The organism is Aeromonas sp. 160P, assembly GCF_055193095.1.
In genome coordinates, this window is sequence record NZ_JBUXKV010000001.1 from 3,754,713 (window position 1) to 3,779,114 (window position 24,402).

At 56.9% G+C, this 24,402-nt stretch carries 20 protein-coding genes; 12 read left to right on the forward strand and 8 right to left on the reverse strand.

What is annotated here, in order from left to right:
• Window positions 1-106: 106 nt before the first annotated feature.
• Window positions 107-910: a siderophore-interacting protein gene (locus tag ACY8FN_RS17430; RefSeq protein ID WP_463100722.1), complete on the reverse strand. Its 804-nt coding sequence runs from the start codon at window positions 908-910 to the stop codon at window positions 107-109.
• Window positions 911-1,234: 324 nt separating this feature from the next.
• Here ACY8FN_RS17430 and ACY8FN_RS17435 point away from each other — a divergent pair, with 324 nt between their 5' ends.
• A complete protein-coding gene (locus ACY8FN_RS17435) occupies window positions 1,235-2,752 on the forward strand; it encodes an HD domain-containing phosphohydrolase (protein ID WP_139728806.1) in 1,518 nt (505 codons plus the stop codon).
• A gap of 150 nt (window positions 2,753-2,902) precedes the next feature.
• On the opposite strand, the gene pgm is transcribed toward ACY8FN_RS17435, so the two are convergent.
• Window positions 2,903-4,552, reverse strand: a complete 1,650-nt coding sequence (gene pgm / locus ACY8FN_RS17440; RefSeq protein WP_463100723.1) for a phosphoglucomutase (alpha-D-glucose-1,6-bisphosphate-dependent) — start codon at window positions 4,550-4,552, stop codon at window positions 2,903-2,905.
• 58 nt (window positions 4,553-4,610) lie between these two features.
• A complete protein-coding gene (gene seqA / locus ACY8FN_RS17445) occupies window positions 4,611-5,120 on the reverse strand; it encodes a replication initiation negative regulator SeqA (RefSeq protein WP_068977546.1) in 510 nt (169 codons plus the stop codon).
• A gap of 274 nt (window positions 5,121-5,394) precedes the next feature.
• On the opposite strand from seqA, the gene ACY8FN_RS17450 reads away from it, so the two are divergent.
• Genes ACY8FN_RS17450 through fldA form a run of 4 tightly spaced genes read left to right on the forward strand, consistent with a single transcriptional unit; the run spans window position 5,395 to window position 7,335 of the window.
• Window positions 5,395-6,177 (forward strand): alpha/beta fold hydrolase, encoded by a 783-nt coding sequence (locus tag ACY8FN_RS17450; protein ID WP_162515544.1) that lies wholly within the window; start codon window positions 5,395-5,397, stop codon window positions 6,175-6,177.
• Window positions 6,178-6,232: 55 nt separating this feature from the next.
• A complete protein-coding gene (locus tag ACY8FN_RS17455) occupies window positions 6,233-6,454 on the forward strand; it encodes a DUF2788 domain-containing protein (protein ID WP_042018776.1) in 222 nt (73 codons plus the stop codon).
• Window positions 6,455-6,474: 20 nt separating this feature from the next.
• Window positions 6,475-6,771, forward strand: coding sequence for a LexA regulated protein (ybfE, locus tag ACY8FN_RS17460; protein WP_042018773.1), 297 nt, complete (start codon window positions 6,475-6,477; stop codon window positions 6,769-6,771).
• 39 nt (window positions 6,772-6,810) lie between these two features.
• Window positions 6,811-7,335 (forward strand): flavodoxin FldA, encoded by a 525-nt coding sequence (gene fldA, locus ACY8FN_RS17465; RefSeq protein ID WP_042018772.1) that lies wholly within the window; start codon window positions 6,811-6,813, stop codon window positions 7,333-7,335.
• 65 nt (window positions 7,336-7,400) lie between these two features.
• Here fldA and ACY8FN_RS17470 read toward each other — a convergent pair whose 3' ends face one another.
• Window positions 7,401-7,874 (reverse strand): DUF4442 domain-containing protein, encoded by a 474-nt coding sequence (locus ACY8FN_RS17470; RefSeq protein WP_042018770.1) that lies wholly within the window; start codon window positions 7,872-7,874, stop codon window positions 7,401-7,403.
• A gap of 242 nt (window positions 7,875-8,116) precedes the next feature.
• On the opposite strand from ACY8FN_RS17470, the gene fur reads away from it, so the two are divergent.
• Entirely contained in the window at window positions 8,117-8,545 is a 429-nt protein-coding gene (gene fur / locus ACY8FN_RS17475; protein WP_042018769.1) for a ferric iron uptake transcriptional regulator, read from the forward strand.
• 122 nt (window positions 8,546-8,667) lie between these two features.
• On the opposite strand, the gene glnS is transcribed toward fur, so the two are convergent.
• The 3 genes from glnS to nagE all read right to left on the reverse strand — a co-directional run bounded on the left by glnS (window position 8,668) and on the right by nagE (window position 14,941).
• On the reverse strand, window positions 8,668-10,329 hold the full coding sequence (glnS, locus tag ACY8FN_RS17480) for a glutamine--tRNA ligase (RefSeq protein ID WP_101315355.1): 1,662 nt from the start codon (window positions 10,327-10,329) through the stop codon (window positions 8,668-8,670).
• Between the two features lie 348 nt (window positions 10,330-10,677).
• A complete protein-coding gene (locus ACY8FN_RS17485; protein WP_463100724.1) occupies window positions 10,678-13,341 on the reverse strand; it encodes a beta-N-acetylhexosaminidase in 2,664 nt (887 codons plus the stop codon).
• Window positions 13,342-13,462: 121 nt separating this feature from the next.
• Complete coding sequence (gene nagE, locus ACY8FN_RS17490) at window positions 13,463-14,941, reverse strand: N-acetylglucosamine-specific PTS transporter subunit IIBC (RefSeq protein ID WP_101315359.1); 1,479 nt, start codon at window positions 14,939-14,941, stop codon at window positions 13,463-13,465.
• Window positions 14,942-15,214: 273 nt separating this feature from the next.
• On the opposite strand from nagE, the gene nagB reads away from it, so the two are divergent.
• The 3 genes from nagB to nagC are packed head-to-tail and all read left to right on the forward strand — an operon-like array spanning window position 15,215 to window position 18,389.
• Window positions 15,215-16,015 carry a glucosamine-6-phosphate deaminase gene (gene nagB / locus ACY8FN_RS17495; protein WP_101315361.1) on the forward strand — a complete coding sequence of 267 codons (801 nt, stop codon included), beginning with the start codon at window positions 15,215-15,217 and terminating at the stop codon, window positions 16,013-16,015.
• A gap of 9 nt (window positions 16,016-16,024) precedes the next feature.
• Complete coding sequence (nagA, locus tag ACY8FN_RS17500; protein ID WP_463100725.1) at window positions 16,025-17,170, forward strand: N-acetylglucosamine-6-phosphate deacetylase; 1,146 nt, start codon at window positions 16,025-16,027, stop codon at window positions 17,168-17,170.
• A gap of 4 nt (window positions 17,171-17,174) precedes the next feature.
• On the forward strand, window positions 17,175-18,389 hold the full coding sequence (nagC, locus tag ACY8FN_RS17505) for a DNA-binding transcriptional regulator NagC (RefSeq protein WP_068977550.1): 1,215 nt from the start codon (window positions 17,175-17,177) through the stop codon (window positions 18,387-18,389).
• 99 nt (window positions 18,390-18,488) lie between these two features.
• Here the strand turns inward: nagC and ACY8FN_RS17510 are convergent, their stop codons facing one another.
• On the reverse strand, window positions 18,489-20,105 hold the full coding sequence (locus ACY8FN_RS17510) for a phosphoethanolamine transferase (protein WP_463100726.1): 1,617 nt from the start codon (window positions 20,103-20,105) through the stop codon (window positions 18,489-18,491).
• A 230-nt stretch (window positions 20,106-20,335) separates the two neighbouring features.
• On the opposite strand from ACY8FN_RS17510, the gene ACY8FN_RS17515 reads away from it, so the two are divergent.
• The 3 genes from ACY8FN_RS17515 (at window position 20,336) to btsR (ending at window position 24,296) form a co-directional block, all read left to right on the forward strand.
• Window positions 20,336-21,571 carry an HD-GYP domain-containing protein gene (locus ACY8FN_RS17515; protein WP_463100727.1) on the forward strand — a complete coding sequence of 412 codons (1,236 nt, stop codon included), beginning with the start codon at window positions 20,336-20,338 and terminating at the stop codon, window positions 21,569-21,571.
• 353 nt (window positions 21,572-21,924) lie between these two features.
• Window positions 21,925-23,595, forward strand: coding sequence for a LytS/YhcK type 5TM receptor domain-containing protein (locus tag ACY8FN_RS17520; protein WP_463100728.1), 1,671 nt, complete (start codon window positions 21,925-21,927; stop codon window positions 23,593-23,595).
• The gene (btsR, locus tag ACY8FN_RS17525; protein WP_463100729.1) at window positions 23,592-24,296 is read left to right on the forward strand and encodes a two-component system response regulator BtsR; all 705 of its coding nucleotides are present in this window, start codon (window positions 23,592-23,594) and stop codon (window positions 24,294-24,296) included. Before ACY8FN_RS17520 ends, btsR begins: the two co-directional genes overlap by 4 nt.
• Window positions 24,297-24,402 lie beyond the last annotated feature (106 nt).

A 24,402-nucleotide genomic window follows, 5' to 3' on the forward strand; every position in this document is an offset into this window, starting at 1 on the left:
GCCATCAATAACAAAAACGCCGTGCCGACTGACATCGGGACGGCGCAATACTAAATGCAAATCATTTTTATTTGCAAGAATAAAGCAGGTATTCTTTCGTATCCGCTCAATTATCCATCACATCGTGGCGAGTCTGGTGATAGGCCTCTTCACTCTTGCCTCTGCGCCAGTAAGGCACCGCGTAGAGCGACCGGCGATCCACCTCGAGCACTGAACGAAAATGGCGGCGCAGCGGCAGCACCAGCGCCTCTTCCCCACCCAACCAGAAGAAGCCACCATCGCGCACCAGCGGCAGAGCAATCACATGCTCCAGCAGGCCGCTGGATTCAGGCTCGCCGACAAACCAGTGACAGCGTACGCCGACCGGCAACGTCAACGGCTGAGCATCGGCCTGATCCGGCACCAGTATGGCGACTTCCCCTCTGGCATCGGCAGGCATCACCTCACACATCGCCATGATGGCGGGCAAGGCGGTGAGATCCCCCACCAGACAGTAGTGCTCTGCCGGTTGCAGCATAGGGTTGGGGCCACCCGGCCCGGAGAGGATCACTTTGTCCCCCGGTTTTGCCTCGCAGGCAAAGGCGCTGGCGGGCCCACCGTCACCGTGCAGCACGAAGTCGATATCAATTTCCTGCTCATCACGGCGAAACGCGCGGATGGTGTAGGTACGGATCACCGGCTTGTCCGCAGGATTGCTCCAGCGCGGGCCACTCGGGGTCATGGTGGGCAGCACCGGCTCCACCTGATGGGGCTGAGCCAGCATTACCTTTATATGGGCCCCGCCGCAGCTAAAGGGATAGTCAGCCAGCTCGCTGCCACCAAAGGTGATGCGGCGCAAATGGGGGGTGATCTGGGCAACGGCGTTGACAGTCAGCAGACGGGGACGATTGGGAGGCAGAGATGGGGACACGATGAGGCTCCTCGTTGAGTGTATCGCCCATGCTACACGCAAATAGGAATCACTATCAAATAAGATTGTTTCTCGTCTAATAGGAACAGGTAGGATTCAAAAATCACCAACCACTACCGCCAATACCCGAACACAGAAATGGGCTTTATGCACGCTAGCCCCATGATTGGGCAAAGAAAGCGGCCGGACAACGCCACGGTCACAAAGGGTTCCATTTGCTTATTTCGACCATAGATTTTCGAGATCAAATATAATTTCTCAATAAGTTTCCTATCCTTAGTTAAGCAGTTAATGTAAGCACAGGATGCCAAACAGGATTGTATGATGGATGACCAAATCCTGATTATTGATGATGATGATCTCGCGCTTCCAAGCACGCAACAAGCAGGCTGGAAGGTGATGATTGTTGACGATGAGCCCGAAGTGCATCGCATCACCAAAATCACCTTGAACAAATTCGAGTTTGACAATCGTCCCATCGATTTTCTGCATGCTTATTCTGCGGCACAGGCCAAAGAGTTACTTGCCGTGACACCGGACGTGGCATTGCTGCTGTTGGATGTAGTGATGGAAGTTGACCACGCAGGTCTCGATGTCGTGAAGTATGTCCGTGAAGAGCTGCAAAACAAGATGGTACGCATCGTGTTGCGTACTGGCCAGCCCGGCCAAGCGCCGGAAGATGATGTGGTCACCAACTACGACATCAACGATTACAAAGATAAAACCGAGCTAACTTCCCAGAAGCTGCGCACTCTGCTGCGGGCCAGCCTGCGCTCCTATCGTGATATCCGCACCCTGGAGAGCAACCGTCAGGGGCTGGAAAAAGTCATCGAAGCCTCCAAGGGGATATTTGAGAAACGGGCGCTACGCCAGTTTGTCGAGGGGGCACAAGAACAGCTTAGCGCCCTGCTTCATCTTGGCGAGACCCAGATATACGACGTCAAACAGTACGCCTATGAGGTCAGGGATCAACTGCTGGAGCCACTGCTGCCGGGCCATTCAGCCATGCTGCTGACGGAAGCGCCCGAGATCCTCCGTCAAGCCATGCACATGCAATGCAATATCTATGGCATCAACCAGATGGTGCTCTATTGCCAGAACCCACGCCACCATCTGCTGTTCCATATCGAGACTACTCGGCAACTCAGCCAGATGGATACCGGGCTGCTGACCCTGTTTACCGAAAATATCATAGTGGCGCTTGAGAACATCCGCCTTAACGAGGTGATCGCCGATAACCAGCGGGAAATTATCTACCGCATCGGTGAGTTGGTTGAAACCCGCTCCAAGGAGTCGGGCCTGCACGTCAAACGTGTGGCGCTCTATACCGAGCTCTTTTGTCAGCTGCTTGGCATGAGTGAAGAACAAAGCGAATTGATTAAACGGGCGTCCCCTTTGCACGATATTGGCAAAGTTGGCATTCCTGATGCCATCTTGCACAAGCCGGGTAAATTAACGCCTGAAGAGTGGGAGGTAATGAAAACTCATGCCCAGCTCGGGCAGGATATGCTCTCCGGCAGTGATCTGGCGCTGTTCCAAATTGGCGCCACCATCGCAGGCAACCACCATGAGAAGTGGAATGGTGGCGGCTACCCTCGTGGTCTGCAAGGGGATGATATACCGCTGGAGGGAAGGGTTGTGGCCTTGGCAGATGTGTTCGATGCCTTAGGATCGGATCGCTGCTACAAAAAAGCCTGGCCGCTGGACAAGGTGCTGGCCCTGATAGAAGAAGAGAAAGGGCAACACTTCGATCCCCAGCTGGTTGAGCTGATGATGAGCAATCTGGACAAGTTTTTAGAGATCCGTGAACAGCACAAAGACGTCTATATTGGCGAACACTAGGGCTGGATCGTTGCCAACGATAGCTCAATAAAAAAACCGAAACCCATTGATGAGTTTCGGTTTTTTTTATCTCACAAAGATCAGCTAATAATGCGTCTGCCCATGGCTAACATATTGAGCCCTGCCTCGTTCTGGAGCCAAGACTGCTAATTAGACACCCGCCTTGGCCAGCGCGGCAGAGACGATCTGCTGAGCCTCTTGCTGGATCAGATCCAGGTGTGCTTCGCCCTTGAAGCTCTCCATGTAGATCTTGTAGATGGACTCGGTACCGGAGGGGCGTGCCGCGAACCAACCGTTCTCGGTCACCACCTTCAGGCCGCCGATGGCTGCATCATTGCCCGGCGCCTTGGTCAGCTTGGCGATGATGGGCTCACCAGCCAGGGTAGAGGCTTCCACCAGTGCCGGATCCAGCTTGGAGAGTACCGCTTTCTGGGCGCTGTTGGCCGGGGCGTCGATACGGCGATAGCTGGAGCGGCCAAACTTGGCTTCCAGTGCGTCGTAATGAGCCTGCGGATCCTTGCCGGTCACCGCCAGAATTTCGGCAGCCAGCAGCGCCAGAATGAAACCATCCTTATCGGTGGTCCAGACGGTGCCATCTTTGCGCAGGAAGGAGGCGCCAGCGCTCTCCTCGCCACCAAAACCGAACTCGCCGCTGTAGAGGCCATCAACAAACCACTTGAAGCCGACCGGCACCTCTTTCAGGGTGCGGCCAATCTCACCGGCAACCCGATCGATCATCGAAGAGGAGACCAGCGTCTTGCCGACTGCAGACTCCTTCGACCAGCCGGTGCGATGGGTGAACAGATACTGGATCGCCACCGCCAGATAGTGGTTAGGGTTCATCAGGCCGGACTTGGTGACAATGCCGTGACGATCGTAGTCGGGGTCGTTGCCAAGAGCGATGTCGAACTTGTCTTTCAGGGCAATCAGGCTCGCCATGGCGAACGGGCTGGAGCAGTCCATCCGGATCTTGCCGTCTTTATCCAGGGTCATGAAGGAGAAGGTCGGGTCGACCTTGTAGTTCACCACCTCGATGTTCAGACCATAGGTCTTGGCAATGACGTCCCAGTAGGCAACGCCGGAGCCGCCCAGCGGATCGACACCGATCTTGATGCCCGCGTTCTTGATGGCCTCCATGTCCAGCACGTTTTTCAGATCATCCACATAGGGGGTGACATAGTCATGCTCGACCACGAACGGGCTCTTGAGGGCTTCGGCGAACGGCATGCGTTTCACACCGGCCAGACCCGCTTCCAGAATGGCGTTGGCCCTGTCTTCCACCCACTTGGTGATTTCCCCTTCGGCGGGGCCACCGTGGGGCGGGTTGTACTTGAAGCCACCATCTTCCGGCGGATTGTGAGACGGAGTGATCACCACACCGTCAGCGCGCGCAGCGGGTTTACTCGCGTTGTAGCGCAGGATGGCGTGAGAGATGACCGGAGTCGGGGTAAAACCGAGACCAGCTTGAATGCGGGTTTCAACGCCGTTGGCCGCCAGCACTTCTACTGCGCTGGCAAAGGCGGATTCGGACAGGGCGTGGGTATCCATGCCGACAAACAGCGGGCCAGTGATACCGGCCTGCTGGCGATACTCCACCAGCGCCTGGGTCACCGCCAGAATGTGGGATTCGGTAAAGGCGTTGTGCAAGGCACTGCCACGGTGGCCGGAGGTACCAAAGGCAACCCGCTGTTCGGGGCGGCTCATGTCCGGCTTGTTGAGGTAGTAGGCGCTAACCAGACGGGGGATATTGGTCAGGTCGCTTAAACGGGCCGGTTGACCGGCGTGGGAATGCTGAGCCATAGCGTGTTCCTTGCGTAATGGCGGCCTTGGCGGGCAAGGCCTGAGTCTTGAGAATTCGTTAAATAGCGCCACACACCTGCGCGATCACCTCTTCGCCATAGCTCATGCTGGCCATCATCTGAGCCACCATGTTTTGCTTGCGACGAGTGTTGGTATTGGTGATCACCCAGAATGGGGTTTCCGGTACCGGCTTGGGCTTGGTGGTACTGCCGCTGGCGCGCAGAGCCTCAGGATCCCGCGAGAAATAGACCCGAGTACGGCCCTTGATTTCGGTCGCCTGGGTAAACCCGGCGGGGTCATCCCCATAGAGGGTGCTGAGCACCCGCATAAAGCGGTTGATAGACTTCTCTTCTTTTTGCAGCTCACCAGAATCGAGCAGGAGTTGCAGCCCCTGCTGCGCGGTTACCACCTTGGGCTGTGCCACAGCCACTGGCTCGGCAGCGGGCACACGTGCGTGAGCAGGCTGTTCCAGCAGGCGACGCAGGATATCGGAGGCACTCTCACCAATGTGCCGGGTCTGGCTGGCGATATAGAAGTAGAGATCGTCATCAAGCTCGATGGTTTTCATAGGGATGCGCTGGACTCGTCGAAATTCGGATGCGGCGATTATACATAGGCAAACCCGACAGCCCAAGCAAGGGGCTGGCAGATGTACATGAATCTCATCGAGAATACGGCATAATAGCGGGCCAAGTGTGTGATCAGCCGCACTGATAGCCGATCTGGACGGGATTTTTTAGAAAAAAAACCACATAAATTTCCCATCCGTTGGACGAAATCCTTTTCTTTCCAGTGCGTTAAATAAAACCGCGATACGCACTCACGACCGACAAGGTGTCATTTTGCAACAAAACAGCATATTGAACTTCAAGGAACAGGGTCAGGGCCCGGCAGTTATTCTGATCCACGGCCTGTTTGGCAGCCTCGACAATCTGGGTCTGTTAGCCCGTGCCCTCTGCGAGCAGTACCGGGTCATCAGCGTCGATCTGCGCAACCACGGCGCCTCCTTTCACAGCAGCGAGATGAGCTATCCGGCGCAAGCTGCCGATATCCTGACCCTGATGGATCAGCTGGAGATTGCCGACGCCACCCTGATTGGCCACTCGATGGGGGGCAAAGTCGCGATGCAGGTCGCCAAGCTGGCGCCTGCACGTGTGACCAAGCTGGTGGTGGCCGACATGGCACCGGTCGCCTATCCCCACTCCCGCCACCAGAATGTCTTTGCCGGGCTGAATGCCACCCTGAACACGCCGCCGCAAAGCCGCAGTGAGGCAGAAGCCATGCTGGCGCAGCACATCGAAATCCCTGGGGTGCGCCAGTTCCTGCTCAAATCCTTTGCCAAAGGCGAGCATGGCTGGGGCTGGCGCTTCAACGTACCCGCCCTTGAGCAAAACTACGCCAACATCATGGGGTGGCCAGCGGATGAACACCGCTTCGAGGGCCCGGTGCTCTTTATCAAAGGGGGGGATTCTGACTATATGCAGCCGCAATACAGCGAGGCGGCGCTGGCTCAATTCCCGGCGGCAAAGGTGCGAATCATCGCGGGTGCGGGTCACTGGCTACATGCGGAAAAACCGGCCTTGTTCAACAAATTGGTTGTGGATTTCCTGTCGATAGGCGGTTAACAGTTTCAAATCCTTTGTGATATAGTGCGCCGGTCATAAGGAGTGTGCGCAATCCATGCTAAGTGAACATATCGACCTGATCGAAAGTGTCGGCCTGAAATTATTTTTTCTGGCCATCTTCATCTTGATTGGTCTTGCCATTCATGACGTACTCAAGCGCGGCAATGTGCCCCGTTTTGGCCGTTTTGTCGTCTGGTTGGTACTGTTTCTGGGTTGTGCGGGTTTTGTCGCCAAGGGGCTGATCGAACTGGGCTGGGAAGGCTCAGGACTCGGCTAACTTATTTTCATCTGTGATGTATGGCCAAACAGCAAACTGATCGAACAACACTGGATCTGTTCGCAACTGAGAAGCGCCCCGGCAGGCCAAAAACCAATCCACTCCCCCGCGAGACCCAGCTCAAGATCAACAAGCGCAATCAGCTTAAGCGCGATCGAGACAATGGGCTCAAAAGGGTAGAGTTAAAGGTGGAGGCCGAGTTGCTGGAGCGCCTGAACCAACTTGCGTTACAACAGAACATCAGCCGAGCCGAGCTGATCCAATCTATTCTGAAACAACAGACTGAATCCGCCTTTGCGGTGGAGACATCAGTCTGAGCGTTAAGCATTAACACCAAATACGGGTAACTAAACACTATGGCAAGTGTAGGTCTGTTTTTTGGCAGCGATACCGGTAATACCGAAGCTGTCGCCAAGATGATCCAGAAAGAGCTGGGCAAGCAACTGATTGAAGTCCGAGATATTGCCAAGAGTAGCAAGGCCGATATCGAGAGCTTTGACCTGCTGATGTTCGGTATCCCGACATGGTACTACGGTGAAGCTCAGGCCGACTGGGACGACTTCTTCCCTGATATGGGTGAAATCGACTTCACCAACAAGCTGGTTGCCATCTTTGGTTGCGGTGATCAGGAAGATTACTCCGAGTACTTCCTCGACGCGATGGGCACTCTGCGTGACATCGTCGAAGCCAAAGGCGCCATCATCATCGGTCACTGGCCTACTGCCGGTTACGAGTTTGAAGCCTCCAAAGCGCTGGTCGATGACAAGCACTTCGTGGGTTTGGGTATCGATGAAGATCGTCAACCCGAGCTGACCGCCGAACGCGTCAAAGGCTGGTGCAAGCTGTTACACGAAGAGATGTGCCTGGGCGAGCTGGAGTAATCCGCTCACTCTTACCTCTCTTAAGGGCCCCGATGGGGCCCTTGTTGTATCTGTGATGTGGCCGCTTATCCACCCCGGTGCTCAGGTTTGGATCTGACATACAGCGTCCTTTTCACCTGCGCTACCAACTCACCACTCTTATCCTGTACCGTCACCTCGAACTCGGGGAAGTGCTTGTTACCCCCCTCGGTCGCAGCCACTATCTCGGCCAGCTTCCCCTCGGTCAGGTTGAACTCGGCCACCAGCTTGCCCTTGCCCGGTTTGATGTAGTTGATGCTGCCCGCCTTGTCCCAAACGTAATAGCGATTCTTGAAGTAGCCCATCAGCATCAGCGGATAGATGGGGTCCGTCATGGCAAACATGCTGCCGCCAAACTGGGTGCGGTTGGCATTCTTGTTCCACCAGCGGGATTTCAGGGTCACCCGACAGTAGCGAAAGTCATCGCTCAGGGTCTCTATCTTGATACCGGCGCCCCAGAAGGGGGGCCAGGCATTGAGTGCGCGGCGCACCCAGGCGGCATTGCCAAAAAGCCAATCCATGGTTCTCATCCGACCAGACGTGTGAAAGTTACATACTATCAACATCTCCAATACCAGCAAGTCGGATCACACGATAGATTATTTCAATCCATCTCCCTATTCATGGCTAAAGCCTTTGAATTACTGGGTTTATTTTTAGGGATGGTGCGACCTATAATGACAAGCCAAGCGAGTTCAAGGTTGCCATTCCAGTGGCAGTCCATCAGAATAACCTCACCTTCGAGAATGCGAATAAGTAGAATATGGCAGACAACAACCAAGCGTTAAAAAAGGCCGGGCTCAAGATCACCTTGCCCCGGGTCAAAATCCTGGAAATCCTGCAACAGCCGGACTGCCAGCACACCAGCGCCGAAGATCTCTATAAACGACTGATCGACCTGGGTGAAGAGATTGGTCTCGCCACCGTCTATCGCGTTCTGAACCAGTTTGATGATGCCGGTATCGTGACCCGTCACCACTTCGAAGGTGGCAAGTCAGTGTTCGAACTGGCAACTCAGGAGCACCACGACCATCTGGTTTGCCTCGACTGTGGCAAGGTGATCGAGTTTTCCGACGAAGTGATCGAGCAACGCCAGCGTGAAATCGCCAAGAGATTCAATATCCGTCTCACCAACCACAGCCTCTACCTCTACGGTCATTGCGCGGCAGGTGATTGCAAGCACGACCATTAAATCGGGCTATCACACTCGATAACGGACAATAGACGGACAATAAAAAAGCCAGCATCAGCTGGCTTTTTTATTGTCCGATTGGCAGCAGAGAAGAGCAGGGTCTCCCCTGCCCTTGTGGCCACTTAGCCTTCGGCCTTACCCCAAACATCGCGCAGGGCAACGGTGCGGTTAAACACCAGATGCTGCGGGCTGGAGAGCTTGTTGTCAGCGCAGAAGTAGCCTTCACGCTCGAACTGATAGGCAAACTCCGGCTTGGCACTGTGCAAGGAGGCCTCGACACGGGCACCCTCAATGATCACCAGCGAATCCGGGTTCAGAGCGGCTTCGAAGTCATCCTCGGCACCCGGGTTCGGCACCTTGAACAAGCGGTCATAGAGACGCACTTCGGCTGGCAGGGAGTGAGTGGCGCTGACCCAATGGATCACCCCTTTCACCTTGCGGCCATCCGCCGGATCCTTGCCCAGGGTCTCGGGATCGTAGGAGCAGTAGATGCAGGTGACCTTGCCATCGGCATCTTTCTCGATGCGCTCGGCTTTGATCACATAGGCATTGCGCAGACGCACTTCCTTACCCAGCACCAGACGCTTGAACTGCTTGTTGGCTTCTTCTTTGAAGTCCGCTTCGTCGATGAAGATTTCGCGGGTAAAGTTCAGCTCGCGGGTCCCCATCTCGGCATTGCTCGGGTGGGCCGAGGCAGTCAGCACTTCGTCGGCAGCCAGATTCTCGATGACTACCTTCACCGGATGCAGCACGGCCATGGCGCGTGGGGCATGCTCGTTGAGATCTTCGCGAATGCAGGCTTCCAGCATGCTCATCTCGACGATGTTGTCCTGCTTGGTCACGCCGATGCGCTTGCAGAACTCGCGGATGGAGGCCGGGGTGTAGCCACGGCGGCGTAGACCGGAGACGGTGAGCATGCGCGGGTCATCCCAACCATTAACGTGCTGCTCGGTCACCAGCAGGTTCAGCTTGCGCTTGGACATGACGGTGTATTCGAGGTTCAGACGAGAGAACTCGTACTGACGGGGGTGGCAGTCGATAGTGATGTTGTCCAGCACCCAGTCGTACAAACGGCGGTTGTCCTGGAACTCCAGGGTACAGATGGAGTGGGTGATCCCTTCCAGCGCGTCCGAAATGCAGTGAGTGAAGTCATACATCGGGTAGATGCACCACTTGTCACCGGTCTGGTGGTGGTGAGCAAACTTGATACGGTAGATAACCGGATCACGCATCACCATGAAAGGGGACGCCATGTCGATCTTGGCACGCAGGCAAGCTGTGCCTTCGGCACACTCACCGTTCTTCATCTTGGCAAACAGCGCCAGGTTCTCGGCCACGCTGCGATCGCGGAACGGGCTATTTTTGCCCGGCGCAGTCAGGGTGCCGCGATACTCGCGCATCTGCTCGGCGGTCAGCTCGTCCACATAGGCCAGACCTTTTTCGATCAGCTCGATGGCATAACCGTGCAGCTTGTCGAAATAGTCAGAGGAGTAGCAGATCTCGCCGCTCCACTCGAAGCCAAGCCACTGCACGTCCTGTTTGATGGACTCGACGTATTCGATGTCTTCTTTCACCGGATTGGTGTCATCGAAACGCAGGTTACATTGGCCCTGATAGTCACGGGCGATGCCGAAGTTCAGGCAGATGGACTTGGCATGGCCGATATGGAGATAACCGTTCGGCTCGGGCGGGAAACGGGTATGCACGCTGCTGTGCTTACCACTGGCCAGATCTTCATCAATGATCTGACGAATAAAGTTCGTTGGGCTGTTCGCCTGAGTCATGGCTCACCTCAAAAATGCGTCACTGGCGGAAGTCGTGCCGGTTGGCACCCTCATACCCCCGCCGTCAAGCCGGGTATGATCCCTCATTACGCGCCCTGCCTCAACCTGAATTTGGCCGTTCCCAGCCATTGAACCGCTAAAAAAACCGCGGTTTGCCCAATTTTAAGCAGACATCATAAAAAAGCCCCGCACAAGGCGGGGCAGAAAGTGATGAAAAACAAACAGACAATACACACACACAACAAAGGCTCACACGCACAGTCAACCTTTCCCAAACCCGATAAATCATCCATCGCCCTTGGGAAAGGCGGGTCTTGCGACCCACCTCATGTTAACGGTTGACGGCTATCAGTTCAGTTCGGTGACGCGGCTGGTGCGCTTGCCATCGAAGCTGGTGGTACGTAGCCAGACCTTGCCATTTACGCTCGGCTTGGCCGCAGCATCGTAGGCAGTCCAGGTGGAGCCATCCAGGCTGTACTGGATAGGCAGACCCGGCAGATCCACGTTCGCTTCCAGCACACCGTTCACCACTTTGGCACCCGGTACGGAGAGGCGGTATTCAACACCACTCTGATCCAGCTTCGGCAGCACGCGCTGACCCAGCAGGTTGGCAAACTGGTTCCACTCTTTGTTGAGGGTGGCCTTGTTAACATGCTTGGTCTCGCCAGAGAACTCGCGACCCTTCACATAGTTCAGCTCGAAGCCACCTTTGTGCCAGGCACGCTCGGCCACGGAGAAGATACGCGGGTAGACCATGTACTCGTACTGAGCATCGGTACGCACGGTTTCACTCCACTGCTGACCGGAGATCCCCTTGAACTTGACCGGATCCTGGTCACCCTTGGCCACGAAAGCGTTGCCGTCGCGGTCAACCGAGGTCTCGGCGTTCTGCGGCAAGTTTTCCGGGGCGAAGGCGAACACCTTGCGAGTGTCGTTGAAACGGGTTGCCCAGTAGTAACCACGCTCAGCCGGGTGCACTTCGTTCGGGAAGTCGAAGTAGAGGTAATCCGGGTTGGAGAGCACCACTTCGTAACCCTTGTGCGCCCACTTCATCGCTTCGTTGAAGCCACCCCAATAGAGGGTTTCCCAGAAGTTGACACGGGTATTGTCGGTCGCAAAATCTTTGGAATTGGCCGCGTACTTCAGACCATCTTCCCACGCCTGCAGGGTTGATAGGCCGCGGTCCTTGACCATCTGGCTCACTTCTTTGGCAAAGAAGACCGGCAGTTCGCCCACTTCCTTGATCTTGCCATCGTCGATCATCTTCTGGCACATCGGGGACTTGCCAAACGGCTTGTCCTGCTTGCTGGAGTCGATATTGCCCTTCCAGCCGACCAGCTCCTCTTTCTTGGTGACGGCCGGGTCCTGATAACCACCGCCCTGCATGATGTTCTTCGCCTCGTCACCACCGTAATGCCAGGCGGTCAACGGCTGACCGGCGGCCTGGTGCATCTGGGCCACTTCATCCATCACCTTAGCCACGAAGGTAGCAGCACCCGGCTGGCAAGGGTTGATGAAGGACATCTTGTCGTAGAACTGGACCGAGGTGACGTTGGAGGTGTCAGCCGGGTCAGTCAGACGGAACTGGTTGGCTTCGGCTTCTTTGCCTTCCGCCATCAGACGCTGGTAGCGCGCTTCCATGGAGACCACGGCAGCACGAGCGTGGGCCGGCATGTTGATCTCTGGCACCACGGTCACACCGCGGGCCTTGGCATAACGAACCAGATCCACGTAGTCAGACTTGCTGTAGAAACCGGAACCCTGGTTGTCGCTGGTCGGGCCGGAACCCAGCTGCGGCATCAGGCACTTGGTTTCGGACTCGTCGTGGCAACGCTGGCTACCGACTTGAGTCAGCTCCGGCAGACCCGGGATCTCCAGACGCCAGCCTTCATCGTTGGTCAGCCCCAGGTGCAGCACGTTGAGCTTGGTGGCAGACATCTGATCAACCAGCTTCTTCATGGTCTCCAGGCTGCGGAAATGACGGGCCACGTCGGTCTGCATGCCACGGTATTCAAAGCGCGGCGCATCCTCGACGGTCATCTGGCTCACCAGTTTGTCATCGACACCCAGCAGGGAGAGCAGGGATTGTGCACCCCAATAAGCCCCTTCGATATCATGACCCTGGATCACAGTGCCTTTTTTGCCGATGGTCATGTCATACCCTTCGGCCTGCTTGAGCTTGCTACCAAGTTTGATGGTGACTGGATAGCCGGTGTCGGAGAGGGTAACACCCAGCTTGGTCAGTTCAGCCTTCAAAGCCTCGGCGCGATCGCTTGGCAGATCCAGGGCATTGAGTTTGATGGTAGAGAAATCAACCTGCGGACCGGCCTTGACCACTTGCTTCATCGGGGTCGGCAGGATCTGGTTGTCAATCTTGCCAGCGGGCAGCAGCGCGCTGGTCTGGTTGGCGGCGAAACGGGTTTCGCTGTTCATCAGGATGTTCTTGTCATCCTTGGTGCGCTTCCAGCCATCTGCCGGCATCGGCTTCTGGTAGGTGCTGGCATCATTGATGTTGCTCATGCTGGCCAGTACTTTCGGCTCGGCACCTTCGCTGGCGACATACCAGTTCGGCATGATGTCAGATTCGAACAATACCCAGTACTCCACCACCAGCGGCACTTCGACCGTGGCATCCTTGGCAAAACCCTGGAACTTATCGGTTGGCGTCAAACGATATAGGTCGCCAGTCATGGGGGTGATGGTGAACTGGTCATTATCCACGCGCTGGATACGACGGATGGAGGAGATGTAGATGCTCCAGTCTTTGGAATCCACATCCGCGCCGGTATTGGTCAGGTGCAGCTTGGCAACGCCACAGCTTGCCCACTCGGAACCGAGCGCCTGGCAATCGAGGCCGGCACCGGCACCGTCGTTGGTGACCACTTCATACTTGACCACCAGATTGCTGGCGAGGGAGTCAACCACGGCTTGCTTGGCGGCATCAGCTGCCAGTGCGGGGCCTGCAAAAACGGTAGACATGGCAATGGCTAACAGAGAATGTTTCAAGTTCATAACTGCTGCTCTCATTTGAAGTAAAGGTTGGATTTTCTTGGCTTTTTTATATTGGGCCCCTGAGCGGGGCCCTTAATTATGTCAACAATGGACTTAGACTTGAGGTGAGCGAGTCGCTCGATTAACGCAGGGCTTTCATCTCACCGGCGATGATTTCGGCCAATGGGCCCAGAATCACCTGCAGGTTCTGCTCACCGAGTTTGACCACACCGGCCGCACCCAGGGCTTTCAGCTTGCGCTCATCGACGATGCTGCGGTCTTTCAGGGTCAGACGCAGACGGGTGATGCAGGCATCGATGGAGACCAGGTTCTCTTGGCCACCCAGCACGTCCAGGTATTGCTTGGCCAGCTCGGTACGGTTGGTAGATTGCGCCACTGCCGGAGCTGTGTCTTCGTCATCTTCACGACCCGGGGTTTTCAGGTTCAGCTTGGCAATCACTACACGGAACACTGAGTAGTAGAGGCCGAAGAACACCAGACCCTGAGCAATCAGCATGTACCAGTTGGTCGCCAGCGGGTTACGGCTGGAGAGCACCATATCCACCAGGCCGGCACTGAAGCCGAAACCAGCCATCCAGTGCATGGAGGACGCGATGAATACAGAGATACCGGTCAGCACAGCGTGGATGACATACAGTACCGGTGCTACGAACATGAAGGAGAATTCAAGCGGCTCGGTTACCCCGGTGAAGAAGGAGGCAAAGGCAGCTGCGATCATGATGGAAGCAACTTTCTCTTTGTTCTCTTTCTTGGCGGAGTGGTAGATGGCCAGCGCTGCACCTGGCAGACCGAACATCATGATTGGGAAGAAGCCAGCCTGGTACATACCGACCACGCCTTTCACCTGATCCAGGCTCTTGCCAGCAGCCAGTGCGGCATCGATGGTAGCTTGACCGCCCAGGAAGTTCGGGATGTCGTTGATACCGGCCACGTTGAACCAGAACACGGAGTTCAGGGCGTGGTGCAGACCAATCGGGATCAGCAGACGGTTGAAGAAGGCGTAGATACCGGCGCCAGTGGAGCCCAGGCTCACGATGGATTCACCGAAGGAGACCAGACCACCGTAAATGGCTGGCCATACCGCCATCAGGATGAAGGATACAACGATCATCACGACGGAAGTTACGATCGGTACCAGACGGCGACCGGAGAAGAAGGAGAGTGCCTTGTGCAGCTCTACGCTACTGAAGCGGTTGTACAGCTCAGCGGCGATAACACCGCACAGGATACCCACGAACTGGTTGCTGATCTTGGCAAACGCGGCAGGAACTTCTTCCAGCGGGATGCTCTTGATCTGGGCAACTGCACCCGGGCTCAGCAGGGTGGTAACGACCAGGAAGCCGACCAGACCTGCCAGCGCAGCAGAACCGTCTTTATCCTTGGACATACCGTAAGCAACACCGACTGCGAACAGTACGGACATGTTATCGATAATGGCTGCACCCGCTTTAATCAGGAAGGCAGCCAGCGCGCTGTCACCACCCCAACCATTCGGGTCAATCCAGTAGCCAACCCCCATCAGGATCGCTGCGGCAGGCAATACCGCTACCGGCACCATCAGGGCACGGCCGATCTTTTGCAAATAACCGAGAATGTTCACGGTTCCTCTCCTTAGTTAATGTTTTTCTAGAAATTAAGTGCTTATCACGTTTGACGCATAAGCCATCAAGGCTTGATTGGCAGTCTAGGGCTTTTATTTCGCTGCGCAAATTAATAAACCGATAATCGTGATCGTTATCACCCAAACGAGATAAAGGCAGTGGATAGATGTGGCTTAGTTCGCAATCTTTATTTACGCTATAAAACAACTTGAATCCGTCTTAGCCCATTGCCGCCGTCAAACCGGTCGCAACCCGAAACAGAGGTATCCTTCATGCGCTTGATCCCGTTGAAATCTGCCAGCCAAGTAGGCCTGTGGTCTGCCCGTTACATCGTTGACCGCATCAACGCGTTCAAGCCGACTAGCGATCGCCCTTTCGTGCTGGGCCTGCCCACCGGTGGCACCCCGCTCAATACCTACAAGCGCCTGATCGAGTTGCACAAAGCCGGTGAAGTGAGCTTCCAGAACGTGGTTACCTTCAACATGGACGAGTACGTCGGCCTGCCGGAAGCCCACCCGGAGAGCTACCACAGCTTCATGCACAACAACTTCTTCTGTCACATCGACATTCGCCCGGAAAATATCAATATCCTCAACGGCAACGCCGAGGATCTGCTGGCCGAATGCAAGCGTTACGAAGACAAAATCAAGTCCTATGGCAAGATCCAGCTGTTCATGGGCGGCGTGGGCAATGATGGCCACATCGCGTTCAACGAACCGGCCTCTTCCCTTGCTTCCCGCACCCGGATCAAGACCCTGACCGAAGATACCCGCATCGCCAACTCCCGCTTCTTTGGCGGCGACATGGAGCAGGTGCCCAAGCTGGCCCTGACCGTGGGTGTCGGTACCCTGATGGATGCCGAAGAGATCATGATCCTGGTGACCGGCCACGGCAAGGCCCAGGCCCTGCAAGCCGCAGTGGAAGGCAGCGTCAACCACATGTGGACCATCTCCACCCTGCAACTGCATCCGAAGGGAATGATGGTGTGCGACGAGCCCTCCACCATGGAGCTCAAGGTCAAGACCGTTCGCTACTTCCAGCAGCTGGAAGCCGCCAACATCGGCCGTCTGTAAGGAGTCGTCATGTACGCATTGACCAATTGCACCCTCTACACCGGCAGCTGCGTGCTGACCGGCTACGGGGTGCTTATCGAGGGCGACCAGATTGTCGCCATCTCTCATCTGGCCGAGCTGCCAGCGGGCATCGAACAGATTGACCTCAAGGGTGCCAACCTGACCGCCGGTTTTATCGACGTGCAGCTCAACGGCTGTGGCGGGGTGATGTTCAACACCGACATTACGGGCGAGACCCTGGCCACCATGCAGGCGGCCAACCTCAAATCCGGTACTACCAGCTTCCTGCCGACCCTGATCACCAGCCCGGATGCCGACATGAAGCAGGCGGTCGCGGTGACGCGCGATTATATGGCGGCCAATCCCAATGAGGTGCTGGGCGTCCATCTCGAAGGGCCTTACACCAATCTCAAGCGCAAGGGGATCCACCCTGCCGCGCAAATTCGCCAGCCAGCGGACGACATGATCGACTTCTTCTGCGCCAACGCGGATGCCATCACCAAGATCACCCTGGCACCGGAACGCAACGACCCGGCCCATGTGCGTCGTCTGGTGGACGCGGGCATTCTGGTCTCGGCCGGGCACACCGCCGCCAGTTACGATCAGGCGATGACGGGCTTTGACAATGGCATCCGCTTTGCCACCCACCTCTACAACGCCATGACCCCGACCCTCAACGGTCGCGAGCCGGGCGTGGTGGGCGCCATCTATGACCGCAAGGATGTCTATGCCGGCATCATCGTCGATGGCCACCATGTGCACTGGGCCAATGTGCGGCTGGCTCACAAGATGCTGGGGGAACGCCTGGTGCTGGTCACCGATGCCACCGCAGCGGCCGGTGCGCCGGAAGGCTTTGAGAAATTTGATTTTTGTGGCACCACCGTGTTTTTACGTGATGGTCAGTGTATCGACGAGAATGGTACACTCGGCGGCTCTTCCCTCACCATGATTGAGGGGGTAGAGAATCTGGTCAAGCAGGTCGGATTACCGCTCGATGAAGCACTGAGAATGGCCAGCCTCTACCCTGCCCGCGCCATTGGATGGGACTCATGTCTCGGTAGTATCCAGGTCGGTAAAATAGCCAACCTCACTGTCTTCGATCAGGACTTCACGGTCCGTGGGACCGTGGTTAACGGACACTACACACAACAGTGACATCATGACTGGCGGACAAATAGCAAACGTAGATCTTATCAAGCAGGTCAATTGTGCAGCCGTATATCGGCTCATCGACCTGCAAGGCCCCATCTCTCGGGTCAAAATTGCCGAGTTGAGTCAGCTGGCCCCGGCCAGCGTGACCAAAATAACCCGGCAACTGATCGAGCATGGCCTGATCAAGGAGACCTCTCCGCAAGCCTCCACCGGCGGTCGGCGCGCCATCTCGTTGACCACCATCAAACAACGCTTTCAGTTTGTCTCCGCCAAGCTGGGCCGCGGCTACCTGCAACTGAGTCTTTATGATCTCGATGGCAAGGAGCTCGACCAGCACGTCATTCAGGTGAGTGAAATCGACCAGCAACCTGTGGTCGACATGCTGCTGCGGGAGATTGGCGCGTTTATCGATGCCAACCGTGAACGTAGCCGCAACCTGATCAGCATCGCACTGACCATGCCGGGTCTGGTCAACCCCGAATCCGGCATGGTTATCTACACCCCCAAATACCAGATCCGTAATCTGGGGTTGGCGAAGCTGTTGGAAAATCACTTCAACCTCCCCTGCTACGTGGGCAACGACATCCGTTCGCTGGCGCTGGCCGAACACTTCTTCGGCGAATCCCGCGACTGTATGGACTCCATTCTGGTGAGCGTCCATCAGGGCACTGGCTCGGGGATCATCACCAAGGGGCAAGTGTTCCTCGGTCAGAACCGCAACGTCGGCGAGATCGGCCACATCCAGGTCGAACCGCTCGGCAAACGCTGCCACTGCGGCAACTTCGGCTGTCTTGAAACCATCGCCTCCAACGAAGCTATCGTTGACAAGGTGAAGGAGCTCATCAGCCGCGGCCACCAGAGCGCGTTGCAGGAGAAGCACATCACCATCCAGGAGGTGTGCAAGGCCGCCATGGCTGGGGACGAACTGGCTCGCAGCGTGATTGAAAACGTGGGTGAGCACCTCGGGCGAGCGGTGGCCATCACGGTCAACCTGTTCAACCCGCAGAAGGTGCTGATCGCGGGCGAAATCACCGCCGCCGAAGAGATCCTGTTCCCGGCCATCCGCCGCTGCGTCGAGCATCAATCCCTGCCGAGCTTCCACCGTGGCCTGCCCATCGTGAAGGCCCGCTTCCAGAACCAGCCGACCTACGGCGGCTTTGCGCTGGTCAAGCGCGCCCTGCTGGAAGGGGATCTGCTGCAGATCATCATGGAGCAGCGCTAAAGCGCCCCCTTGCGAGATAACAAAACGGCAGCCAATGGCTGCCGTTTTCTATTGTGTATTCGCTGGAGGGTTAGTCTGCATGGTGCGTGGCCTGCCCATTCACCCCGCCCGACACGGCTTGAACAGATCTAGCGCACCGTCATAGACGCGGGTCTGCACATCCATGATGCCCAACATCGAGTGGAACAAATTGTCGTGGGAGAAGCGCTTGCTGCCCGCCTCCGCCGCCAGACAGCCCATATCCAGCTGGCGATCGGCCTGCAACTGGGGCGAGAACCAGGTCAGCAGCGGCACCCGAGTCTGATCATCCGGCGCAAACTTGTAGGGGGTGCCGTGCAGATAGAGCCCCATGGCACCGAGGGATTCGCCGTGATCGGAGAGATAGACCAACCCCACATCGTACTGGCTCTCCAGCGACTTGAGCTTATCGATCAGCTGCGCCACCACCTTGTCGGTGTAGCGGATGGTGTTGTCATAGGTGTTGACCAGCTCTTCGTTGCTGCAGTTTTCGATGTCACTGCGCGGACAGTCCGGCATAAAGGTGCGCTCGCTGGCGGGATAACGACGAAAATAGGTCGGACCATGGCTGCCCATCAGGTGAAAGGCCACCAGCTTGTTACCCTTCATGCCAGCAATCTGCTGATCCAGCCCCTCCAGCAACACCTCGTCATAGCAGGACTCTCCCTGACAAAGCGCCGGATAGGATTTGGGGAGGATCTCGATGGTCGGCACATTGCGGCACACCCCTTTGCAGCCGCCATCGTTCTCTTTCCACAGCACCGACACTCCGGCATGTTGCAGCACATCGAGCAGGCCATCACGGGAGCTGGCGAGCTGGTCATCGTAGCCGCGGCGGGTGAGGTTGGAGAACATGCAGGGCACCGAGACGGCCGTTGCCGTGCCGCAGGAGCGTACATCCTTGAACGACACCACCCCCTGCTCTTTCGCTGTGAAGCTGTTGGTTGCCTTGCCATACCCGTTGAGGGAGTAGTTCTGGCTGCGCGCGGTCTCCCCCACCACCAAAAACATCAGGGTCGGCTTGCCTCCCCGGGCCACCACCCTGGCATCAGTCCCCAGATGCTGGTAGGGGATCGGGGTGGCAAACAGCACATCCCGCCCATATTTGTAGAGGCCGTGCACATAGTTGGCGGGCACAATCTCTTTCGCCAGCGACTTGTTGTTGCGACCGACCGAGGCGTAATCCTGATAGTAAAGTGCGGCAACGCCCCCGATAAACAGCAGGGAGATGGCCAGCGCACCAGCCCGCAACGCCAGCCCCTGATACCAGCGAGCGGGATAACGGATCTTGATCGACCAAAGCACCAGCACGGGCAGCAGCCCGGTCAGCAGAAACCAGAGCGCAACCGAGCCATTCAAATAGGCCCCTGCCTCGCCGCTGTTGGTCTCCACTATGTTCTGCATCATGCCGGCATCGAAGATGACGCCGTACTTGAGCATGGCGTAGCTGACGATGGAGCCACTCAGGATCAGCACGGAGAAAAAGGGCTTGAGCAAAAAGCGGAACGTAAAAGGGATAAACACGGCATTGAGCGCCGCGATCAATACAAACGGGATCGAGATGGCAAACCCGACTTTGACATGGGACAAGCCACTGAGCACTGTGTAGAAATGTAAAAATATCGGCCAGTTCAACACCAGTGCAAAAAAGAGCACCAGCAGAAAATTGGTCTTTAGCACACCGAGTGTCACTCGCATAAACAACTCCTACATACCGGCCTGCAGAGAGAGGGCGCGGTCAAGCCAACAGAAACGACGGGGCCAGCGTAGGAAGCCAAACTTAAGAGCGAATTAAGAAGGGAAGCGCGGTGCTAGTGCGCGCCATCACAGCGTGGGGTAATCACCTCACTCACAATGGATTTTTAGTTGTCTATCCCTTGGATTTTGCTAGCTTGTTGAGTAGGCATTCACGAAATGCAGGTTCACTGATGGCACTGATCCAAGCCTCGATAGAGCAGTTGAGAGTAGGCCACTTTATCCACCTTCCGACCGGCTGGACCAACCATCCGTTCATGTTCAATACGTTCAAGATCAAGGATCAGCAGCAACTCGACATTATCCGTCATCTTGATCTCACCCTGTTAATGGTTGACCCCGACAAGAGCGATCTGCCGATCGAGCCGCTGCTGCGCGGTGATGCCCCTGATGCCGGTCTCGATCTGGACGATCTTGAAGAGCTGATTGCCTCGGGCCCGCCCCCTTTTGACGAGAAAGCCTTTCGCCGATCCATGCGCGCTGCCGACAAGGCCTTTGGCCAGTCCATGAGCGAGCTGCGCGATGCGCTTGGGGCCCTCAACCTCAAACCGGATGAGGGGCTGGCCAATACGGCGCAGATTGTCCGCAATGCCGCTGCCACCATCAGTCAACACGAAGGCCCTCTCGGGCTGCACCTTATTCGCAGCCCTCACACCGATATCCTGCTGCAACACAGCCTCAACGTCGCCTTTATCTCTATGTTGATGGGCCGCGAACTGGGCATGAACCCCATCGAACTGGAGGAGACCGGGCTTGCGGGGCTTATCCACGACATCGGCGAGCTGAAAATCCCGAGCCAGATCACCCAAAAGCGCGGGGATCTCAGCAAGGCAGAGCAGAACTTCCTCAACATGCACCCCCAGTACGGGCTGGAGATGCTGACCCATCTCAATGCCTTTGAACCGAAAATCCGTCAGGTCGCCCATCAGCACCACGAGCGGCTTGATGGCAGCGGTTTTCCACTGGGGATCAAGGGGGGCGAGATCCCGCCGCTGGCACGGATCATCGGACTGGTGGATTACTACGATGAACTACTGCACCCCCGCAGCAGCGGCAACCCGGCCGCGCCGAGCCAGGCCATCAGCCAGCTCTACAAACTATCCCAGAAAAAATTCGACCAGAATCTGGTCAAATTGCTGATCAAGGTGCTGGGGGTCTATCCGCCGGGATCGCTGGTGAAACTCTCCGATGAGAGCATAGCGCTGGTGCTCTCCACCGAGCCCTCCATGCCCCTCAAGCCGAAGATCCTGCCTTATATCAAGGCCCAGCGCCCGGAAGCGGTACAGATGATCGACCTGCGGGAAGACGAGCGCACCATCACCGCCTTTATCAAACAGGAAGAGCTGGATGAGGGGCAACGGCAGTTCTTCAATCTGACCCGCCGCTTCTGCTACTACTTTGCATTCTGAGTTATCCCCAGAAGCTGGGGATAACTCATTGGACAAACCGGAATAATTACTCGAATCCCTGTCCCAAGGTTGCCATCTGACCATGTATAAAAAACGCCCAGCCATGGGGCCGGGCGGAGCATGCCACCTCCGTGTGGCGTATCCAGCGGATACTTCCATGCTCTACCCATCAATATCAACCCGCTGCCGCTTACACAAATATCAATTTAACATGCTGATTTAATATGGTTTTATCCACCTGTTCTGGCAAACTGACGGCCCGTTGCAGCCCTGGTGGCCAACAGAACAAGATCTTGATCACACTTATTCACGGGCTGGTTATTTTTCCACCCGACTTATGAGGAACGTTTTTTATGCAGTTGGTCCTCTCCTTGCTGCAACAGATGAGCGTCAGTCTGGTGATCGCCTATCTCTTCTCCAAAAGTCCGCTGCTGCGCCCGCTCGCCAACTACTCCGTGAGGCTTCCTCACAAGATACTGATATACATCATTTTTTCAAGTTTTTGCATCCTTGGCACCTATGTGGGCCTCGATATCGACGATGCCATCGCCAACACCCGTGCGGTCGGCGCCGTGCTGGGGGGTCTGTTGGGGGGCCCGCTGGTGGGATTTCTGGTGGGATTGACCGGTGGCCTGCACCGCTACACCCTGGGGGGATTTACCGATCTCGCCTGTGCCATCTCCACCACCTGCGAGGGCTTGCTCGGGGGAGTGGTGCACTGGCGGCTGATGCGCGCGGGGCGTACGGATGCCCTGTTTCAGCCCCGCATCGCCTTCTTTACCACCCTCTATGCCGAAATCATGCAGATGCTGATCATCCTGCTGGTGGCCACCCCGTTCGATAAATCCCTGCTGCTGGTGCGCACCATCGCCACCCCGATGATTTTGGCCAACTCCTGTGGCGCCGCGCTCTTTATCAGCATGATCCGCGATCAGCAGCAGATGTATGAGAAGTTCTCCCGGGTCTTCTCCGCCAAGGCGCTCAACATTGCCAACCGCACCGTGGGGATCATGAGTCAGGGCTTTACCCCGGAGGCGAGCAACAAGATTGCCCGCATCATTCAGGAGGAGACCGGCGTGGGGGCCGTCGCCATCACGGACACCGAGAAGCTCCTCGCCTTTATCGGCACCGGAGAAGATCACCATCTGCCGGGCACCCCCATTGCGTCGGCCATCACCATGAAAGCCATCGCCCGCAACAAGGTGCTGTTTGCCGACGGCAACAGCCAGCCCTATCGCTGCAGCCTCTCCCCCGCTTGCCAGCTCGGCTCGGTGCTGGTGATCCCGCTGCAGGGTGACAAGGGGGTGATCGGCACCATCAAGCTCTACGAGCCGAAGAAGCGGCTGTTTCTCAAGATCAACCACACCCTGGGGGAAGGGATTGCCAACCTGTTGTCACAGCAGTTGCTGGCCGGTCGGCTGGAGCAGCATCAGCGGCTACTGGTGCAATCCGAGCTCAAGCTGATCCAGGCGCAGATCAACCCTCACTTCCTGTTCAACACCCTCAATACCATCAGTGCCATCACCCGGCGCGATCCGGACAAGGCGCGCGACCTGCTGCTGCACCTGTCGCTGTTCTTTCGCAAGAACCTCAAGCGCCAGAGCGGCCTTGCCACCCTGCAGGAGGAGCAGGAGCACTGCCAATCCTATCTGGAGATCGAGCTGGCCCGCTTTGGCGATCGGCTGACGGTGATCAACGAGATCCCGCCCCATCTGGCCTGTTTGCGCCTGCCGAGCTTCACCCTGCAGCCGCTGATCGAGAATGCCATCAAGCACGGCATCTCGACGCTACTGGAGCAGGGGCGTATTCGCCTCTATACCGAGGAGCATCCCGCCAGCGTCACCATCCATGTGGAAGATAATGCCGGCACCTGGCAAGCGCGCCCTGCCGGTGACGGTCTTGGCATGACCATCGTCGACCGGCGACTCAAGAGCGCCTTTGGCGAACGCTACGGCGTGACCATTGCGTGCGAACCGGAACTGTGGACCCGGGTGTCGTTCACCATCCCCAAGGAGCAACCATGATCCGCACCCTGATCGTCGATGACGAACACTACGCCCGCGAAGAGCTGAAGCTGCACCTGGCCTGCGATCCCGTCATCGAGATCGTGGGGGAAGCGGCCAATGCCATCGAGGCGCTGCCGCTTATTCAGCGGCTCAAGCCCGACGTGGTATTCCTCGATATCCAGATGCCCAAGCTAAGCGGCATGGAACTGGTCGCCATGCTCGATCCCCTGCCCCGCATCGTCTTTGTCACCGCCTTTGACGAGTACGCCATTCAGGCCTTCGAGGAGAACGCCTTCGACTACCTGCTCAAGCCGGTGGAGCCCGCCCGGCTGGCCAAGACCCTCGCCCGTCTCAAGCAGGATATCTCCCCGCAGCCAGTCGAGCGGCTGGCCCCCACCATCGAGCATATTCCGGGCTATCTGCACAACCGGGTCAGGCTGCTGCCCATCGCACAGGTGGAGTATGCCTTCTCCGATCTCGGCGGCGTCCATGTGGCCAGTCAGGGCGAGCTGTTCCACACCCAGCTCACCCTCAAATCGCTGGAGGAGAAGAGCCCGCTGCTGCGCTGTCATCGCCAGTATCTGGTCTCCCCGAACGCCATCTTCGAGATCCGGCTGCTGGATAACCAGCTGGCGGAGATCGTCACCCCGAGCGGTGCCCGGGTGCCGGTCAGCCGTCGTTATCTCAAGGAGCTCAAGGATCAACTGGGGCTGGACTGAGCTCTGGAGTGTGCGCCTGATCACAGCCGCCGACCACTCGGCGCGCCATGCCGCCGCTCGGGCCGTTTCACCTGCCAGAGCAGATCAATCGTTTTAGACTCGCTGC

Excerpts from the sequence above, each read along its gene's own strand:
- ACY8FN_RS17455 (WP_042018776.1), top strand. The coding sequence starts at position 6,233 with ATGCTAAGTGAACATATCGACCTGATCGAAAGTGTCGGCCTGAAATTA.
- glnS (WP_101315355.1), bottom strand. The coding sequence starts at position 10,329 with ATGACTCAGGCGAACAGCCCAACGAACTTTATTCGTCAGATCATTGAT.
- ACY8FN_RS17520 (WP_463100728.1), top strand. The coding sequence starts at position 21,925 with ATGCAGTTGGTCCTCTCCTTGCTGCAACAGATGAGCGTCAGTCTGGTG.
- fur (WP_042018769.1), top strand. The coding sequence starts at position 8,117 with ATGGCAGACAACAACCAAGCGTTAAAAAAGGCCGGGCTCAAGATCACC.
- seqA (WP_068977546.1), bottom strand. The coding sequence starts at position 5,120 with ATGAAAACCATCGAGCTTGATGACGATCTCTACTTCTATATCGCCAGC.
- ybfE (WP_042018773.1), top strand. The coding sequence starts at position 6,475 with ATGGCCAAACAGCAAACTGATCGAACAACACTGGATCTGTTCGCAACT.
- btsR (WP_463100729.1), top strand. The coding sequence starts at position 23,592 with ATGATCCGCACCCTGATCGTCGATGACGAACACTACGCCCGCGAAGAG.
- ACY8FN_RS17515 (WP_463100727.1), top strand. The coding sequence starts at position 20,336 with ATGGCACTGATCCAAGCCTCGATAGAGCAGTTGAGAGTAGGCCACTTT.
- nagC (WP_068977550.1), top strand. The coding sequence starts at position 17,175 with ATGACTGGCGGACAAATAGCAAACGTAGATCTTATCAAGCAGGTCAAT.
- ACY8FN_RS17485 (WP_463100724.1), bottom strand. The coding sequence starts at position 13,341 with ATGAACTTGAAACATTCTCTGTTAGCCATTGCCATGTCTACCGTTTTT.
- fldA (WP_042018772.1), top strand. The coding sequence starts at position 6,811 with ATGGCAAGTGTAGGTCTGTTTTTTGGCAGCGATACCGGTAATACCGAA.
- nagA (WP_463100725.1), top strand. The coding sequence starts at position 16,025 with ATGTACGCATTGACCAATTGCACCCTCTACACCGGCAGCTGCGTGCTG.
- ACY8FN_RS17470 (WP_042018770.1), bottom strand. The coding sequence starts at position 7,874 with ATGGATTGGCTTTTTGGCAATGCCGCCTGGGTGCGCCGCGCACTCAAT.
- nagB (WP_101315361.1), top strand. The coding sequence starts at position 15,215 with ATGCGCTTGATCCCGTTGAAATCTGCCAGCCAAGTAGGCCTGTGGTCT.
- ACY8FN_RS17510 (WP_463100726.1), bottom strand. The coding sequence starts at position 20,105 with ATGCGAGTGACACTCGGTGTGCTAAAGACCAATTTTCTGCTGGTGCTC.
- ACY8FN_RS17435 (WP_139728806.1), top strand. The coding sequence starts at position 1,235 with ATGGATGACCAAATCCTGATTATTGATGATGATGATCTCGCGCTTCCA.
- pgm (WP_463100723.1), bottom strand. The coding sequence starts at position 4,552 with ATGGCTCAGCATTCCCACGCCGGTCAACCGGCCCGTTTAAGCGACCTG.